This window comes from Actinacidiphila glaucinigra (genome assembly GCF_900188405.1).
In the GTDB taxonomy this organism is placed as follows: domain Bacteria; phylum Actinomycetota; class Actinomycetes; order Streptomycetales; family Streptomycetaceae; genus Actinacidiphila; species Actinacidiphila glaucinigra.
This window is the reverse complement of sequence record NZ_FZOF01000011.1, coordinates 98,503-116,475: the sequence shown is the minus strand read 5'-3', so window position 1 is coordinate 116,475 and position 17,973 is coordinate 98,503. Positions and strand designations below refer to the sequence as shown.

Below are 17,973 nucleotides of genomic sequence, written 5' to 3'. Positions count from 1 at the left end.
CGCCCGTCAGGGGTCACCGCAGGACGGAGCCCTCCCGGGGCTGCCATCGGTCGACGAACTCGCGCACCGCTGACTGCGCCTGCCGCAGGTCACCGGCGCGCACTTCGCGCAGAGCGGCCTCGGCCTCCCGCTCGCATTCCTGCAGCCGGCGCCTGGTCCGATCGGTCGGCGGAGTGGCCAGCCGCTCCTGCGCGTGGAAGCGCGCCCAGGCGACAGAGGTGTGCAGGCGCGCCCGCACATGCCGGTCCTCGTCGGAGGTGAGCACGCGGGCGGCGTTCCTGATCCCCGTCACGTCCAGTCCGTCGCGTCCCTTGTAGATGATCTGGGTGAGGCGGTAGCGGGCCCGCTGAACCTGCGTGCCCTCCACCAGATCACCGGCCGGCGGGGCCATGGTCATGAGGGCCGCGGGCGTCGCCGTGTGATCGGCCAGCCACTCCGCGATGTCCAGCCCCTGCTCGTCGCGGTATCCGTCGGTCAGATGCAGGTCGATGAGCGCGCCGTCCAGCCGCAGCACGTCCTCGCGGCGGGAGTTGACCAGTTCGTACCAGGCGTCGCGCCCGGCGACGGGCAGGCAGTCGTAGCCGTCCAGCGCGCTGACGACGAGGGAGAGGTTCTGGTCCTCGACCACCAGCAGGCGTTTGCGGGCCTGCCGGGCGAACCGGTCCCGCAACGCGGCGCACGCCGGGTCGGAGGGGAACAGGGCCACGAAGTCCGCGAGTTCGGGGGAGCCGAGGCCGGTGCTCTCGACGAGCCGCAGCAACTGATCACGGGCCCGGATCACCCGGTCCCAGCGGCGTGGGGCGACACGGACATGGACCGAGCGCGGATCCTCGGCCCACAGGGCCAGGAGCTCCGCGACCCGCCGCGGTGCCGGAACGGGCGGCAGGGCCGCGACCCCGGCACTGAACTCCCAGGCGTCCACGGCCACATCGGGTGGCAGCGCATAGCCCTCGGTGACCAGCGAACCGTACTTGGGGATCGGCAACCCCAGCCGGCGCAGGTCCGAGATGTGCCGCTCCAGAGTGTTGCGCAGACGCATCGCCGGCTCACCGCTGCGCGTCGTCACCGAGCCGAGCAACTCGCGGACGTGGAGTCCGCGGCGACCGGCCAGTGCCAGCGCCGTCAGCACCGCGGAAGGTATGGGTCCCGGGGCGGCGACGGGGTCTCCGTCCCGCGTCAACTCCAGGGGACCCAGCACCCGGATCCGCCAAAGACCAGCCGATTCGCTCATGCACCCACCCCCGACCGACGGGCACGGCCCGGCTATCCCACCATGTCACATCATGTCACGTCGCGATAGACGCTGACGGCGTACTGAGGTTTTCCGGAAGATCCGTGCCCGGCCGGGCGAAAACCTCAGCACCGGCCTTTCCCCACACCGCGGTTGGCGCCGCTTACCTGTCCTCATCCCCGCCCGGCGACATCCCCGGGCCGAACCGGAAGGACAGCACCATGCACGAGATACGCCTCACCCGCGACGAACAGCCCATCCCCGGCACCGTCCTGTACATAGGGCCCTTCGGTACGAAGGCGCTCCAGGACGGCACCTCGTTCGACTTCGACTGGCTGTACACCGAGGTCGTCAGCGCCACCATCCGGGAGGCCGGCATGAAGCCGGTCCGCGCCGACTCGGTCTACGGGCCGGCATCCGTGCTGGACGCCGTCTGGCGCGCCATCCAGCAGGCGGAGGCGGTGGTCTGCGACTTCTCCTGCCGCGCCCCGAACGTGGCGATGGAGTACATGGCGGCCAAGCTGATCGGCAAGCGGATGGTCTACCTGTCCCAGAGCGCGGAGGACATCCCCAGCGACATCCGGGGCCTGCGCCACATCCCCTACAGCAACAGCTACGCGGACATGTCGCACATGCGCGACGAGCTGCGCGTACAGCTGAAGGCGGTCTGCGAGGAGCCCGTCCAGGAGATGGCCCTCATCCCCATGGCCACCGGCGGAACGGTGCCGGCCCGCGCCCAGGTGGTCTCCGTCAGCCGCGAGTTCGTGGTCGTGCGCGGCGACGACGGCGCACACGGCGTGCTCGGCGGAGAGGACGTGGACTGGGCGCGCATCGTCCCCGACATGACCCGGCTCTACAACGTCGGCGACCGGCTGGACGGCGCGTTCGAGATGTCGCCGAGCGGCGGAGCCAAGTACACCCTGCTCACCGGCCGGCCCAACCCGTGGCAGGAACTGGCCACCACCCACCCGGTGGGGCGCGCGTTCACCGGCACGGTGCACAGCGTGCGCGAGGCCGGGGTCTTCGTGCGGGTGGCGGGACCCCTCAACGGACTCGTACCACGCAGTGCGCTGCCCCCGGGATTCCACACCGTCCCCGGAGCCCGGCTGCAGGTCGCGGTCACGGAGATCGAGGCCCGACGGCGCCGCATCACGCTCCACCTCGACGGCCCCGCCCCGCAGGGCACCTCACCGGCCGCCCCGCAGGGCCGGGCCGACTCCGGCCCCGTGCTCGCCGTCGGGGACCGGCTGGAGGGCGAAGTGGTGAAGGTGGCGCCCGAAGGGCAGGGCGGCTACCTGCTGCTGTCCGTCGAGGGACGCAGGCGGCCGGTGTTCCTGCACTGCTCGGCCATGACGGCGGAGCTGCGCCGGGACCTGAACGCCGGCGGTGTCGACCGCGGGGAGGTGCTCGACGTCGAGATCACCCACATCGACCTGGAGCGCGACCGGATCTCCGTCCGCGACATCGCCGACCTCGACGACCAGGAACCCGCCACGGCCACCTGACACGACCAGGCCTGCCGGTGGCCGCGTCCGCGGCCGCCGGCAGGCCGGAAGGAGCGGCACCATGAACAGCGAACCCTCGATCCTGGCGGAGCTGCACCGCACCGCGGTGGAGAGCGCGGACCGCCTCTCCGCCCGGCGCGCCGGCGCCAACGCCTACTTCCTCACCCTGCTGACCGCCCTCACCGGCCTCACGCCGACGCTTCCGCTGACGTGGCCCGGGGCGGCACTCCTGTGGGCCGGAGCCCAGCTGATGTGCCTCCTGTGGTGGTGGCAGCTGCGGACCTACCGGCAGATCAGCCGGGGGCGCTTCGACGGCATCCTCGCCCTGGAGGCGCAGCTGCCGACAGCCGTCTTCCGCGACGAATGGGCGGCGAGGCCGCGCCGGTACCTCGAACTGGGTGTGGCCGAGCGCGTCGTCCCATGTGCCTTCGCGCTCCTGCAGACGGTCTCGGTGGTACTCACCCTGACCGCGTAGCAACCGGCAGCGGCCCGGGTCGGCGTCCAAGACGCCGACCCGGGCCCCTGCCTGTCCTGGTCCCGGTGGGGGCGCTGCCCCAGCCGGCGGAGGATGCCGGTGGCCGGGCGCCGTGCTCGGGGATACGGCGCCCGGCCCGCCGACGGGAAGAACCCGCCGCGGCTAGGGAGAGCGTCCCGCCACGACCCGCCCGGCGATGCCGCGGCGCGCCCAAAGGACGCGGCTGATCGTCCGGGTGGACCATGGCGGCGGCCGCACGCGGTCCGAAGTGGGCTGCGCGCGGCCGGACGCCACGCACGCGACGCGGCCGCCGGGGTGGTGGCTACGCCCGCTTGAGAGTGACGTCGTGGATGACGACGGCTCCCTTCTTGAGCCGGACGGTGGCCGCGGTCGGCCGGTAGCCGTCCTTGGCGACGATGACGGTCAGCGGGTTGTTGCGGGTGTCGAGCCACAGGCCGAAGGTGCCGTCCGGGCGCGTGGTGAGCGTGTGGGATCCGGCCCAGCTGTCGATCTGCACGGTCGCGCCGGCCAGTGGGGCGGTGCCTCCCGTGGGGGTCGCGCCGAGGATCGTTCCGCTGATGGCGCCCCACGTTCTCGGCGGGTCGACGTGCAGGGAGACGGGGATGTCGGGCACCGCGTAGGGGGTGTCGGTGAACAGGGCGAGCCGGGCGCCGTAGTCGCCGGGCTGGGCGACCTCCAGTGCCGCGGTGTCGAAGGTGAGCGTGAGCACCGTCCTCTGGCCGGGGGCCAGGGTGATCTTCTTGGCGGACTCGCCGAGCCAGGTGACCTCCGACAGGCCCTCCTGGTCGTAGCCGGGCAGGAGTTCGACGGTTGTGGTGGGGGAGAGTTCGTAGGCGTCGACGGTGCCGCCGACCTTGTAGAAGCCCGTCGCGCCGCCGCTTCTGAACGTGGGGGTGTTGGCGTTGGGCAGGGCGTCCCAGATGCCGGTCGCGGGGTCGAGGGCGAAGCCCTGGTTCGTGAGCCGGCTGTCGTCGGTCACTCCGCTGGAGACCAGCAGCAGTCCGTTGGCCGCGGTGTACGCCGCCCCCCACAGCGGGATCGGCATGTCGGGCAGGGCGGACCACTTGTCGGTGGCGGGGTTGTAGACGTACGTGGAGGACACGGCGACGGCGCCTCCGCTCTCCCCGCCGGCGCAGTAGATCCTGGTGCCGATGGCGGCGCAGGACTGCCAGGCGATGGGCTCCGGATAGGGGGCGATCTCGGACCAGCGGTTCTCCCGGGGGTCGTAGACGGAGGCGTCGGTCGTGCCGCAGCTCGTGGCCGAGCAGCCGCCGATGGTGTAGAGCTTTCCGTCGAGGACGGTGCTGCCCGATCCGGCGTAGGCCTTGGGCGCCTTCGCGCCGCTGGTCCAGGTGTTGCGGACCGGGTCGTAGACGTCCAGGCCCGGGTCGATGCCGCCGGTGCTGCTGCCCCAGCCGCCGGCGGCGTAGAACTTGCCGTCGATGAAGCCGTGCGCGGGTGCGCGGCGTGGATGGGGGGACGCGGTGAGCCGGGTCCAGGTGCCCGTGTCGGGGGAGAGACGGTAGAGGTCGCCGGTGTCGTCCTCGCCGTCGTACCCGTAGGCCGAGTAGACCTTGCCGTCGTAGGTGTCGACGACGTTGTCCATGATGGCCTTGGGCAGGTCGGTCACGGGCTTCCAGGCGTCACCCGAAGGCCCGGTCTCGGCGGAGGCTGTCGCGGGTCCGCCGGTCCGTGTGGTCCGGCCGTCGATCCGGGCGGAGTGCGCGTCGCCGCCGGACGCCGGGAGCCGGCGCGGGCTGACGCGCCGCAGCGGTGCGCCGTCCTCCGTGCGGCCGGAGCCCGCTCGTTCCGCCAGCGTCAAGGTGGCAGGGGCGCCACCGGTGTTGGTGATGGTCAGTTCGTGGGTCGCGCTCTTGCCCAGGACCGCGGTCGCCTCGATCGGGTCGGTCGTCAGGGACAGCCGGCCCGCCGTGAGCTTCCACGACGAGGTGACGGCGGTGTCGGCGCGGGTCGCGACCGTCTTGGTCCGCTCGGTGTAGTGCGGCGTCGCCGCCGTGAGGGTGTGCTTGCCCAGGGGCGCGGTCAGGGTGAAGAAGCCGTCGCCCAGGTTCGGGTCCTCGGGCGTCGACGCCGTGATGGTGCTGAGGGCGGGCTCGTCGGGGGCGGTGACGGTGGCGGAGGCCAGCCCGGCGCCGGTGTTGGCGTCGGTGACGGTTCCGGTGATCAGGCCGGCCGGGGTGGGCGTGAGTTCCCGGCCGCCGACGAAGACGTTGTCCACGGCCCACCACAGGGCGTAGGAGGCGGTGTAGTGGAACCGCACCCGGACCGAGGGCTTGCCCGCGTACGCGGCCAGGGGTACGTCGATGTGCTTCGGGCCGGCCGCGTCGGTGGTCAGGGACCGGATGTTCTTCCAGGTCCCGCCGTCGTCGGTGCTGACGTCGAGGTCGGCGGTCTGGCCGAAGAAGGGCATGAGATCGGTGTCGAAGGCCAGTTCGGGGACCGCGACGCCGGTGAGGTCGAACCGCGGGCTGACCAGACTGGAGTCCTGGACGGCCGGGTAGCCGTAGTGATCGCTGTCGACCACGGCGAAACCGCCGTCGCCGCCGGTGGTGTTGGACCGGCCTCCGGGGTCGTCGAACGCCCAGCCGCCCTGGGTTCCCTCGGCGTTGACGACCGACCAGCCCTCGGGCGCGGCATCCGTCGAGGTGAACCGCTGGGTCGGGCCGGTCAGCTTCGGCGCGTAGGCGGGGGCGCCGGCCGACCAGACGTCGGCGGGTACCGGGACGTCGAGCGTCTGCGCCGTCGTGCCGGCCGCGAGGTGCCGGGTGACTTCCTCGTAGCCGGGCAGGGAGGCCGTGATCCGCAGGGTGTGTGCGCGGTTCTGGGGGAGCTTGAGGCTGTACGCGCCGGTCGCGGGGTCGGTCCACACCGGGCCGCCGGGGGCACCGTCCACGACGATCCTGGCGTAGAGCGGCCACCCGTGGCCGGAACCGTCGGTGATCTTCCCCGTGATCGTGCGGCTGGGCACCGTCCGCAGTGCGTAGTCCCTTGTCAGGGCGGAGCCGTCGGCGATCGTGACGTCCGGTGTGGACACGCTCGCGTAGCCGAACGCCTCGACGTCGATGTCGTAGGTTCCGGCCGGCAGGGACAGGGCGTAGGCACCCGAGGCGTCGGAGTGCACCACGACGTCACCGCCCGATATCGCCGCCCCGGCCACCGGCCTTCCGGTGCCGGAGTCCGTGACCGTACCGGAGACCTCCCCGCGCGGCCCGCCGCGGAAGGCGCCGAGGCCGCGGGGTGTGCCCAGTCCGGTCGGTCCGTCGTATCCCTGCCCCGCGGTGCACAGATAGGCGGGGTCGCAGTCGCCGTTGGACCCGCTGGTCACATCGTTGAGTCCGCCGGCGGCGGCGTAGGGGTAGGAGTTGGGGTAGCTGTCGGCGGACGGGGTTCCGGCGGCCGCGTAGACCCCGGCGATGATCGGCGTGGCCGCGCTGGTCCCTCCGTAGACCTGCCAGCCGCTGTTCCCGTAACTCTGGTAGACCGCGACGCCGGTGGCGGGGTCCGCGACGGCCGAGACGTCGGCGACGGTACGCCGCGGGCAGCCGGTGTCCTTCTGGAAGGCCGGTTTCGGCTGGTACGCGGAGCAGCCCGAGCCGGTGCCGCGGTCGCCGTTGCTCCAGACCGACTCCGACCATCCGCGGGGAGTGCTGGGGTCGCGGGTGAGGGAGGTCCCGCCGACCGAGGTGACGTAGGGGGAGGCGGCGGGATAGGGGACCCCGTACTTCAGGTCTCCCGAAGCGACGACCACGGCGACGCCGGAGTGGTTGTAGTGCGGGTCGGTGGTCTCGGCGGGGTCCTCACCGCCCCCGGGGTAGCTGTCGTAATAGGAGCCGTAGGAGTTGGAGACGAACTTGGCGCCCAGCGCGACGGCCTGGTCGACGGCCGCTCCGAGGTCCTCGCGGTCGGCGCTGTCGGCCTCGACCAGCAGGATGTGCGCGTTGGGCGCCACCGCGGAGACCATGTCCAGGTCCAGCGAGATCTCCCCGGCCCATTCGGGATCGGGCTGCGGGTAGTCGGTGCCGCCGCGCTGGTCGACCTTGCGGAAGCAGCCGTTGTCGGTGGTGCAGGCCGGCAGCCCGAACTGCTCCCGGTACACCGCCAGGTCCTGCTCGGCGGTGGGATCGTCGTACGCGGCGACCACCGCGACGGTCTGGCCGGCGCCGCCACCGGGCGGAAGGTCGTAGGCGCTGCGCAGATCGCCGGCGCCGTAGCCGGCCGGCTCCGACGACCGTCTGGCGGTCGGCAGGTCCGTGCGGCGCAGGGCGAAGCACGCGAACTCGTTCTTCTTCGGCGTGGAGCAGGAGGGCTCCATGGACAGCCCGTTGTCCCTGGAGGTGCCCGCGGTCTCGCGCGTCGCGCCGGACGGTGTCTGCGCGGCGGCCGGCGCCTGCGTCCCCAGTAAGGTCAGCAGTGACAGGCTCAGCGCCGTCAGGCCCGCGGTGAGTCTGTGCCGGCCGAAGCGCGCGAGCTTTCTTGGTATATGCACGTAACTGTTCCCGTCTGTCCGGTGACGCGCGATCAACTGCGGAGCGGAGATGGCGAATGAATCCATTCACCGCGGCCCCATTAGACATCGCTTCGCCCGGCCAGGTGGGTCGTTGAGCTGATCACGACGAGGAGACCCAGTGGCGACTCGTGCCACTGGGCCCACCCGTCTCCGCGGAGACCTTGCCCTTCGACCGCGCGATCAGGCTGCGGTCCGGGTCATGGTCCGCCGGTCAGTCGAGCGGCTCGATCCAGAGGTTCCTGAACCGGACCTTGTTGCCGTGGTCCTGGAGCCGGATGGCGCCGGCCGCGGCCGACTCGACGTCGCCGCCGCCGGTCGGGCCGTCGACGGCCACGTCGTCGTGCACCGTCTCGCCGTTCCACACCACGGAGATCCTGGCGTCGTCGGTCTTCTTGCCCTCCGCGTCGAAACGGGCCGCCCGGAAGACGATGTCATACGTCTGCCAGGTCTCCGGGGCGGTGGCGCCGTTCAGATCGGCGGCCTTCTTGTTGTAGATGGACGCGGCCTCGTTCGAGGCGAGCTGCTCCACTCCGAAGGAGTCCAGGATCTGGAGCTCGTACCGGTCCTGGAGGTAGATGCCGCTGTTGCCGCGGTCCTGCCCGGTGACGTCGTCCGGCAGCTTCGGCACCCGGAATTCGGCGTGCAGTCTGAAGTCGCCGAAGGCCTGCTTGGTCCGGATGTCGCCACAGCACACCTCGATGGATTCCTCGGCGGTGTGCGGCCATTCGACGCTGCGGCCGTCGGTGTGCTGCCAGGCCGTGGCGACGCTGCCACCGGAGAACAGGTCGATACGGCCGCCGGGTCGGCGCACCTCGATCATGTCGAGATTGACGTGACCGGTGTCCTCGGGCCCGTAGGTGTAGGTGATGGTGTTGCGCCCCTTGCGCAGTTCGAGCCGCTCGGACCGGGTGGACCAGCGGTTCCAGGCGCCGGTGGAGGGCAGGCTCGTCCGCAGCGGCTGACCGCCGTTGACGCTGACGCCGATGGTCTTGGTGCCGGTGAAGGGATGGGGGCCGTTGGCGTAGCGCAGCCCCACGTCGTAGGTGCCCTTCTTGGGTGCGTCGACGTCGAAGGTCGCGGTGGCGCCCGGGGTGCCGAAACCGTCGACGAAACCGCCTCCGGTGTAGCCGGCGTGCTCGGTGTCGATGTCGGCACCCCCGGAGAGCCGCGCCGACTCGGCGTCGTACGCCGTCACGGGTGATTCCGGGCCCGGACGGGCGTTCAGCGTGTACCAGGCCTCGGTGGACCACAGCTGCTCACCGTCGGCCGAGGCGAACGGGCGCGGCGAGCGCACGTGCACCACCCGGTCGGTCTTCAGACCGGGGACGGTGATCCTCACCTTGCGACGGTCATCGGAGAGACGGGCCGCCGCGACGGGCAGCTCCTCCTCGTCCACCTTCGGGCCGCCGTACGCGGGGGTGGGGACGTAGCGCCACTGCTCGACGGAGTAGGCACCACTCGTCAGCCTGGCGGCGGTCTCCTCCGACAGGGGCTTGGTGTAGGTCAGTTCGAAGCCGTCCCGGGTGGCGCGCATCGTCTTGATGTCGAAGACGCTCTTGCCGTTCGGCGTGAGCTTCTGGAGGCCGAAGCGGAGCTTGCCCTCCTGGCCCCAGTTGCCGTCCGCGCCGAGGCCGCCCGCGTAGATCGCGCCGTCCGGTCCGGTGCTGATGCGGGTGATGCCGGCTTCCAGGCCCTGAGTGTGCCGGAACACCGCGCCCTGGTACTCGCCGTCCACCTTCTCCAGGTCGGCGCGCTGGATCCCGCCGTAGGTGACGTCGCCGAAGAGCAGCTGCCCGGCGAAGGGCCCCTTCTTCAGCAGCATCGGCGTGCTGGGCGAGTTGGCTATCTCGTTCTGCGGCAGCCACAGCACCGGCTTGGTGACGGTGCGGTCGTCGAACGGGCCGTCGGGGTTGGTGTAGTGGTTGAAGAACCGGTCCTGCTTGATGTGGACCAGCTTGGAGGCGGGCAGCCAGCCGCCCTGGTTGTCGGTGACGAAGAGCTCGCCCTCGGGGCCCCGTCCGATCCCGTTCGGTGTGCGCAGACCGCCGGCCAGGTAACTGACCTTGCCGGTCTTCTTGTTCACCTTGATGGTGCTGCCACGGTTTGCGGCCGGCTGGGGATCGGTCGTCGCGCCCCCGTAGTTGATGGCCACGGACAGGTTCAGGTAGAAGTTCCCGTCCTCGTAGAGCAGGCCGAAGGCGAACTCGTGGAAGTTCCCTCCGTACGGCCACTCGGCGACCTTGCGGATCTCATCCGCGGTGTTGTCGCCGTCGAGATCGGACAGCTCGGTCAGCTGGTGCTTCTCCGAGACGTACAGCTTGCCGTCGACGTACTTGACCCCCATGGGCTCCTTCAGCCCGCCGGCGATCTTCTTGTACGTGACCTGCTCCGGGCCGGTGTCACCCGTGACGTGATCGAGGACGTACACCGCGCCCTCGTCCACGCTGCTCCCGCCCCAGGTGGTCACGGCGAGCCGGCCGCCCGGCAGCCAGTCCATGGCGGAGACCTGCGGCTCGAAGCCCGCGGGGCGCAGGTCGGTGAGGGTGTAGCCGGGGTTGACGGAGGTCAGCGGGAGGCCGTCGCCGGGGGTGTCGTAGCTGCCCTCGCACTCCTTGCGTCCCGGGGCGGTGACCCGGACCACGCCGGCGTCGGTGCTGAGCACGGAGTTCGGGACGACGGCGAAGCCGGCCGCGCCCGGGGGCTTCCACTGCAGGGTGACCTGCTGGCCGCCGCCGCGGTCGAAGTGGTCGATGTGCAGGGCGTGGTACCCGGGGGTGAGGGTGATCTCTCCGTCCTTGGGTTCCGCACCGTGCAGCCCGTCGTGATCGATGACCTGCTGACCGCCGATGAAGAGGCGGGAGCCGTCGTCGCTGATCAGCCGGAAGGTGTACGAACCGGCGTCGGGGACGTTGATGTTGCCGATGATCTGCGACACGAAGTTGTCGGTGAAACCGAAGCCGTCGGTGGATGTCCAGTCGGCAGTGGGGATCAGCCTGTCGACGTTGGGGGTCTGGGCCGGCTTGAGGTCGCAGAGCTCGTCCAGCGGCGACTGGATGTCGAAGACGCGGAGCGTGACACCGGGTTCCTGGGGCGGCAGGTCGGCGAGGGGCCGCTCCTGCGCGCCGGCGGTGGCGGTGGCGAGACCGCCGGTGAGAAGCGCCGAGAGGAACAGCCCGGTGATTCTTCGTGTTCCGGGGCGATTGCTGCGGAGGTGCGGGTACTTGCGTGGCGTCACTCTTCCTCCTGCTGGGCGCGCAATGCGGTACGAGCGGGGGTGGCCCGCGTCCGCGGAGTGGAGTCATGCACGTACGAGTGGAGCGCTGGCGTTGCGTGACCGTTGCCTGCGTACTTCCGCGCGAAATCGACGCCCAGCGTACGAAGGTTGCATCGAACCGTCCATACTTTGTCCTCAACTGGGTAAAACTTGGGCGGGGTTGCCCTGTCCTGCGGGGCTGTCACGTAGGGCAGCCCCGCTGCGCGATCGGCGGTCGGATCGGGTGAAGAGGCGGCGCTCGGCGACCACTCAGGGACTCGCCGTCCGAATGGGTGCCGGCCTCAGAGGCCCTCGCGGCATCTCCCCGTGGTCACCCGGGGGTGGCAGAATCCCACCCCCGGGTGTTCGAGGCGCAGTGGCGGTCTCGGTTGCCCTTCAGGTGGCGGGGAGGCCGAATGGACGGGCTCATGCCGGGCGATCCGAACACCGTGGGCCCCTACCGATTGCTGGGCCGACTGGGCTCCGGCGGCATGGGCCGGGTCTTCCTGGGGCGTTCGGCGCAGGGACGCACCGTGGCGGTCAAACTCGTCCACGCCGAGCTGGCGGTGGACGCGGAGTTCCGGCAGAGGTTCCGGCGTGAGGTGCACGCTGCCCGCCGGGCTGTCGGGGAGTGGACCGCCCCGGTCGTGGCTGCGGACACCGAGGCCGCGGTTCCGTGGGCGGCCACGGCCTATGTCCCCGCGCTGGCACTGCATTCGGCGGTGGAGCGGCACGGACGTCTGCCGGAGGGATCCGTGTGGGCCCTGGCCTTCGGGCTGGCGCGGGCCCTGGAGACGATTCACGGCTGCGGTCTGGTACATCGAGACCTGAAGCCGTCGAACGTGTTGCTCAGCCTGGACGGGCCCCGGGTGATCGACTTCGGCATCGCGCGCGCGTTGGACGGAGCCGGGCTCACCCGCACCGGCGTGGTGGTGGGCACCCCGGGGTTCATGTCCCCGGAACAGGTGCTTGGCGAGCCCGTCTCGGGTGCCGGTGACGTCTTCTGCCTCGGCTCGGTCCTCGTGTTCGCCGCCACCGGGCGGTCTCCGTTCCCTCACGCGGGCAGCGGAGCGGCGGGACTGCTTGCCGTGATCTCACAGCCGCCCGACCTGGAGGGCCTCAGCGGGGCACTGCGCGAGGTCGCGCAGGCGTGCCTGGCCAAGGAGGCGGCTCGGCGCCCCACTCCGGCGCGCATCGCGGAGCTGGCAGAGTCCGCCGGGTACGACCGCTCCCGCCCGTGGCTGTCGCCGGCACTCCTCGACCACCTCGGGCGGCACGCGGCGCACCTGCTCGAGGTGGAGACACCACCGGCGACGGCATTCGATGGGGCCGCCCGGCCGCCTCAGCCGGACTTGCCCGCCCGGGCGGACCTCCGCCGGGCCGTCGTCCCGGTCCCCCCACCCCCGCCGCTTCCTTCCTGGGGACCTCGTCCGACCCTGCCCGGTGCTGCGTCACCGACACGGCGGAGACGTGGACGGTCATTGCTTCTCGCGGCAGTCGTCTTCGTCGTAGGCGCGTTGACCCTGAGGATGCTGACCGCCGGATCCGAGACGACAGCGGGAGACGGCACTGCGCGGCCGGCGCCCTCCACCGCCTCGGCCGGCCTGAAACCCGCGTTGCCGGCATTCCGCTACAAGGGCACGTGGCGGGGGACCGTGCATCAGGGAGACGACAAGCTCTATCCCGTGAAGATCGTGTACAAGGGCGGCAAAGTCGGGGACGTCGTGGGCAGGGTCGACTATCCGACATTGGAGTGCGGCGGTGACTGGGTGCTGGTGTCCCAGACCGTCCGGGGGCTGGCGGTGCAGGAGCAGATCACCGAAGGCACTCTCAACTGCACGGACGGCGTGGATATCACGCTCACGCCGTCGGCGGACGGAACCCTGCTCTACGCGTTCGAGTCCTGGGAGGCCGGCCGGTCCACTCTTCGACGTGACTGACCGCGCCTCGACTTGTGCTGCGATGGCTCTGTCGTGACGGGCAGCCGGCCGATATCCGCGCATACCGGCAAAGAATCGTGACCGGTCGGTCGATGTCGTCCGAGAATCCGGGGTGTTTCTCCAGTTGGGCGCCGCCCGCTTTCGGCGCGTCCCCCACGTGGTCGCAGAACGGAATGAACGTGACGGTTGCCGACAGCAAGCTGATCCCACTGCTCCGCGGGTGTCTGGCCGCCGGCCTGTACGCCGTGGCGGTATTCATGCTGCTGCCGGCTCTTCCGGCTGTGGGCGAGGAGTCGACACCGACAAGCGATCCCGACACCGCGGCGGGTGCCGCCCTGTGTCTGGTCCTCTCCACTCTGTTGCTCGCCGCGGCCGCGGGAGTTGCCCGCAAATGGAAGGCGGTGCGGGTCGCGTGTCTGATCCACCTTGCGATCGTCGTGATGATCGCGACGCGGGTGCCGAGTCCCTTCTGAGCCACGCGGTCCCCGGTCTCCGAATGCCCCGGCGCGTCGCGCCGCAGGAGCCGATGGGCCACAACCAGGGCGCGCGGGCCGGGAGGCGACGTCCGGGCGGCAGGCCGGGAATCGGGCGATGCATGCGTCAACCACCTTCATAGTGCGACTTGTTGAAGGTGGCGTCATTGATCACGCCTACTCTCCGGTATCCGGACGCATTCGCGTCGAGCGCACCGGAGAACGCAAAACGGTGGCCCTTTTCCGCCCTTTTCGGCGTTGACATGCACACAAGATCTCTCCGCTAATGGACTCCCGGCGACCACAGAAGTTCGCTGTCGAACCTTCATGATTCGGCGTTCCTGTGATGACTTGGGAGTCGGACGTTGCGCGTACCACACATATCCGTTCCACCGCCGCGGCGGCGGATGTCCACCTGGCCGGCGGTGATCGTCACCGCCGCGATGGCCGTCCTGGGCATCCAGACACCGTCCCAGGCCGCGGCGCCCTCCGCCGCGAGTGTCACCTCCACCACGACCGCTGACGCGGACGGCCACGCGCCCTACGAGGCGGCATGCGGCGCCGCCAAGAAGGGCGAGGCCACCTGCTATGCCCTGCGCCGCACCGATGTGAAGCCGTCCAAGGGCCTGCGGACCCAGGCGGCGCCGGGCGGGTTCGGCCCGGCCGATCTGCGCTCCGCCTACAACGTCCCGGCGGGTGGCGGAGCGGGCCAGACGATCGCCATCGTCGACGCCTTCGACGACCCGACCGCCGAGGACGACCTGGCGGTCTACCGCGAGCAGTACGGCCTGCCCGCCTGCCCGCCTGCACGACGGACAACGGGTGTTTCACGAAGGTCGACCAGCGCGGCGGTACCGACTACCCGCAGCCCGACCCCGACTGGGCCGGGGAGATCTCCCTCGACCTCGACATGGTCTCGGCGATAGCCCCCAACGCCCACATCCTGCTCGTCGAGGCCGACACCCCGGGCTTCGAGGACCTCGGCGCCGCCGTCGACACGGCGGTCGAGCTCGGCGCCAAGTTCGTCTCCAACTCCTACGGCACCGACTACCGCTTCGGCAGTGGTGAGGACCCGTACCAGACGACGGTGCTGGACGCCCACTACAACCACCCCGGCGTCGCGATGGTCGCCTCCTCCGGCGACTTCGGTTACGGCGTCTCCTACCCGGCCGCGTCGTCCCATGTGACCGCGGTGGGCGGCACCTCCCTCACCGCCGACAGCGGGAGCAGCCGCGGCTGGTCCGAGACCGCCTGGGGAGGCGCGGGGTCCGGGTGCTCGCTCTACGTGCCCAAGCCCGCCTTCCAGAAGGACACCGGCTGCGCCAACCGCGCCGTCGCCGACGTCTCCGCGGTGGCCGACCCCGCCACCCCCGTCGCGGTGTACCAGACCTACGGTGGCGGCGGCTGGGCGCAGTTCGGCGGCACCAGCGCCGGATCGCCCATCATCGCCGCCGTCTACGCCAACGCCGGCACGCCCGTCGCGGGCACCTACCCCAACTCCTACCCCTACGCGGCGGAGGCGGGGCTCTTCGACGTCACCGCAGGCGACAACGGCACCTGCACCCCGGCCTACCTGTGCTCCGGCTCCGCCGGATACGACGGCCCGACCGGTCTGGGCACCCCCGACGGCCTGCGGGCCTTCCGGACCGGCCCGCACGGGACGCTGTCCGGCACCGTCACCGACCAGGCCACCGGCAAGCCCCTCGCGGGTGCCACCATCAGCGCGGGCACCGAGAACGTCACGCGCACCGGGGCCGACGGCGGCTACACCCTCGGCCTCCCGGTGGGCCACTACGACATCACCGTCGACGCCTACGGCTACGCCGGCGGCACCGCCAAGGACGTCGACGTCACCGAAGACGGCACCCTCACGCGGGACTTCGCGCTGAAGCCGGTCCCCAGCCAGACCGTCTCCGGCAAGGTGACCGACGGCTCCGGCCACGGCTGGCCGCTCTACGCCAAGATCACCGTGGACGGCGTCCCCGGCGGCCCGGTGTGGACCGACCCGGCCACCGGCGCCTTCACCCTCAGCCTTCCCGAGGGCCACGACTACACCCTCCACGCCGACGCCTCCCTGCCCGGCTACACGACGGCGACCAGGTCCCTCACCGTCACCGATGCGCCCCAGTCGCTCCAGCTGCCCCTGCGGGCCGATCCCTGGAAGGCCACCGCGCCCGGCTACACCGTGCACCTGGACGGCGCCACCGAGCACTTCGCGTCAACCGACTCCGCCCCGCAGGGCTGGCGCGTCGTCAACGCCGACGGCAGCGAGGGCGGCTGGACCTTCGACGACCCGGAAGGACGCGGCAACCAGACCGGCGGCGACGGAGCCTTCGCCATCGCCGACAACACCACGATCGGCTCGCCCTACGACACCCAGCTGATCAGCCCGGTCTACGACCTGACCGAGGCGACCGACCCCGAACTGGCCTTCGACGCCATGTACTGGGTGTCCGACGGCAAGGCCGTCTCGGTCGACGCCAGCTCCGACGACGGCGCCACATGGAAGTCCCTGTGGACCGCGACGCCGGGCTTCACGGACCACGCCAAGGTCGAGATCCCGCTCGACGGCCTCGCGGGCAAGCGGGACGTCCGGGTGCGCTTCCACTTCGTCACCGAGTTCGCCTGGTGGTGGGGCGTCGACGACGTCTTCGTCGGCGACCGCGGCTACACGGCCACTCCCGGCGGACTGGTCACCGGCACCGTGACCGACGCCAACACCGGCGAAGGACTGGTCGGCGCCGACGTCACCGTCAAGGACGAACCGGGGGTGACCGCGACCACCGTCGCGACCCCCGAGGACCCCGCACGCGGCGACGGGCTCTACCTCATGTTCTCGCCCGGCCTCGGGAAGCACGAGGTCAACGCCGCAAGGCCGCGCTACACGGAGCTCAGCAAGACCGTCGCCATCGCGGCCGACACCGCCGTCTCGGCCTCCTACAAGCTGAAGGCCGGTCAGCTGACCGTGACGCCGGACACCGTCGGCGCCACCCTCGGCTGGGGCAAGTCCACCACGCGGAACATGACGGTCAAGAACACCGGCGGCGCACCCGTCACCGTGGCCGTGGGTGAACGGGCCGGAGGCTTCCAGCCCCAGGCCCTCGGCGGCGGCGCACCCCTGCAGACCGTCAAGGGGCACTTCTCCCCGCACGCGAGCAAGAAGGGCCCGGCCCCGTCCGGGCCGAAGCGCACCGCGGCACCGTCCGGGGACGCCTGGCAGACCGCCCCCAACCTCCCGGAGACCGTCCTCGGCAACGCGGTCGGCACCTACGAGGGCAAGGTCTACTCCGCCTTCGGCTACACCGGCTTCGACGTCAGCAACGCCATGTACGTCCTGGACCCCGTCGTCGGCACCTGGAGCCAGGTGGCCAGCGCGACGGACCGCCGGGAGGCCCCCTCGGGCCAGTTCGTCGACGGCAGGTTCTACACCGTCGGCGGCTGGCTGCCGGACAGCACCACCGACCCCAAGCTGGAGATCTACGACCCCGTCGCCGACCGCTGGAGCACCGGGGCACCGGCACCCGCGGCCTACGCGGGCCAGGGCAACGCGGCCCTCGACGGCAAGTTCTACACGGTCGGCGGCTGCGACGACCGCTGCGGCACCGTCGAGGCGTACGCCTACGACCCCGACACCGACACATGGTCCCGGATCGCCGACTACCCCGAGCGGGTCGCCTGGGAGTCGTGCGGCGGTGTCAACGGCAAGCTCTACTGCGCCGGCGGCAACGCGGACTCCATCGGCGAGAGCAAGCGCGCCTACGTGTACGACCCGGCCGCCGACACCTGGACGTCCCTTCCCGACCTCCCGATCCCGCTGTGGAGCTCCTCCTCCACCGCGGCGAACGACCGGCTCGTGATGACCAGCGGCATCAGCCACGAGGCTCTCACCAACCAGGGCTTCGCCTACGACCCGCAGGCCGGCGCCTGGGCCACCCTGCCCAACGCCGACGTGGCCACCTACCGCGGCGGCGCCGCCCTGGGCCTCTACAAGATCGGCGGCGGAAGCGAGCCGTACACCCCGAGCAGCACCGTGGAGTTCCTGCCCGGATACGACCAGGGCGGCACGACCGACGTCCCGTGGCTGAGGACGAGTTCCCAGCACTTCACCCTGCAGCCCGGCGCGAGCACGACGGTCACCGTCACGCTGGACGCCTCGGTGCCCGAGATCGCGCAGCCGGGTGACCTCACCGCCCAGCTGGCGCTGGACAACGACACCCCGTACGGGATGCGGAAGATCCCGGTGTCCCTGCACGTCGACCCGCCGAAGACCTGGGGCAAAATCACCGGAACCGTACGCGGCGTCCAGAGCGACGGCACCACCAAGCCACTGGCCGGAGCCACCGTGGAGATCGGCAGCTGGGCCGCCGACTACTCCCTCAGGACAGCCGCCGACGGCACGTACTCCCTGTGGCTGGACTCCCGCAACAACCCGCTGGACGTCATCGTCGCCAAGGACGGCTACCGGCCGGTGGCCACGACGATGAAGGTCAGGAAGGGGGAGACCGTCACCGGCGACTTCACGCTCAAAAAGCAGTAACCGCCGGTCA

The 17,973-nt window shown here is 71.1% G+C and carries 9 protein-coding genes; 6 read left to right on the top strand and 3 right to left on the bottom strand.

The features are described from left to right. Positions 1-13 precede the first annotated feature (13 nt). The gene (locus CHF15_RS22830; protein WP_143681617.1) at positions 14-1,231 is read right to left on the bottom strand and encodes an AfsR/SARP family transcriptional regulator; all 1,218 of its coding nucleotides are present in this window, start codon (positions 1,229-1,231) and stop codon (positions 14-16) included. A gap of 221 nt (positions 1,232-1,452) precedes the next feature. Here CHF15_RS22830 and CHF15_RS22825 point away from each other — a divergent pair, with 221 nt between their 5' ends. Next, positions 1,453-2,736, top strand: a complete 1,284-nt coding sequence (locus CHF15_RS22825; protein WP_089225720.1) for a S1 RNA-binding domain-containing protein — start codon at positions 1,453-1,455, stop codon at positions 2,734-2,736. A gap of 61 nt (positions 2,737-2,797) precedes the next feature. Continuing rightward, positions 2,798-3,211, top strand: a complete 414-nt coding sequence (locus CHF15_RS22820; protein WP_089225719.1) for a RipA family octameric membrane protein — start codon at positions 2,798-2,800, stop codon at positions 3,209-3,211. Between the two features lie 322 nt (positions 3,212-3,533). Here CHF15_RS22820 and CHF15_RS22815 read toward each other — a convergent pair whose 3' ends face one another. Both CHF15_RS22815 and CHF15_RS22805 read right to left on the bottom strand, forming a co-directional pair. Continuing rightward, positions 3,534-7,739, bottom strand: coding sequence for a carboxypeptidase regulatory-like domain-containing protein (locus tag CHF15_RS22815; RefSeq protein ID WP_322975697.1), 4,206 nt, complete (start codon positions 7,737-7,739; stop codon positions 3,534-3,536). Between the two features lie 232 nt (positions 7,740-7,971). Further along, positions 7,972-10,995, bottom strand: coding sequence for a family 16 glycoside hydrolase (locus tag CHF15_RS22805; protein WP_089225716.1), 3,024 nt, complete (start codon positions 10,993-10,995; stop codon positions 7,972-7,974). A gap of 434 nt (positions 10,996-11,429) precedes the next feature. Between CHF15_RS22805 and CHF15_RS22800 the strand changes: the two genes are divergently transcribed. The 4 genes from CHF15_RS22800 to CHF15_RS22790 all read left to right on the top strand — a co-directional run bounded on the left by CHF15_RS22800 (position 11,430) and on the right by CHF15_RS22790 (position 17,963). Continuing rightward, positions 11,430-12,953 carry a serine/threonine-protein kinase gene (locus CHF15_RS22800; protein WP_089225715.1) on the top strand — a complete coding sequence of 508 codons (1,524 nt, stop codon included), beginning with the start codon at positions 11,430-11,432 and terminating at the stop codon, positions 12,951-12,953. Positions 12,954-13,132: 179 nt separating this feature from the next. After that, positions 13,133-13,426 carry a hypothetical protein gene (locus tag CHF15_RS22795; RefSeq protein ID WP_089225714.1) on the top strand — a complete coding sequence of 98 codons (294 nt, stop codon included), beginning with the start codon at positions 13,133-13,135 and terminating at the stop codon, positions 13,424-13,426. Positions 13,427-13,833: 407 nt separating this feature from the next. Further along, the gene (locus CHF15_RS46590; RefSeq protein ID WP_322975696.1) at positions 13,834-14,352 is read left to right on the top strand and encodes a hypothetical protein; all 519 of its coding nucleotides are present in this window, start codon (positions 13,834-13,836) and stop codon (positions 14,350-14,352) included. Beyond that, a complete protein-coding gene (locus tag CHF15_RS22790; protein WP_322975695.1) occupies positions 14,337-17,963 on the top strand; it encodes a carboxypeptidase regulatory-like domain-containing protein in 3,627 nt (1,208 codons plus the stop codon). The genes CHF15_RS46590 and CHF15_RS22790 overlap by 16 nt, the downstream gene beginning before the upstream one ends. Positions 17,964-17,973: the final 10 nt, after the last annotated feature.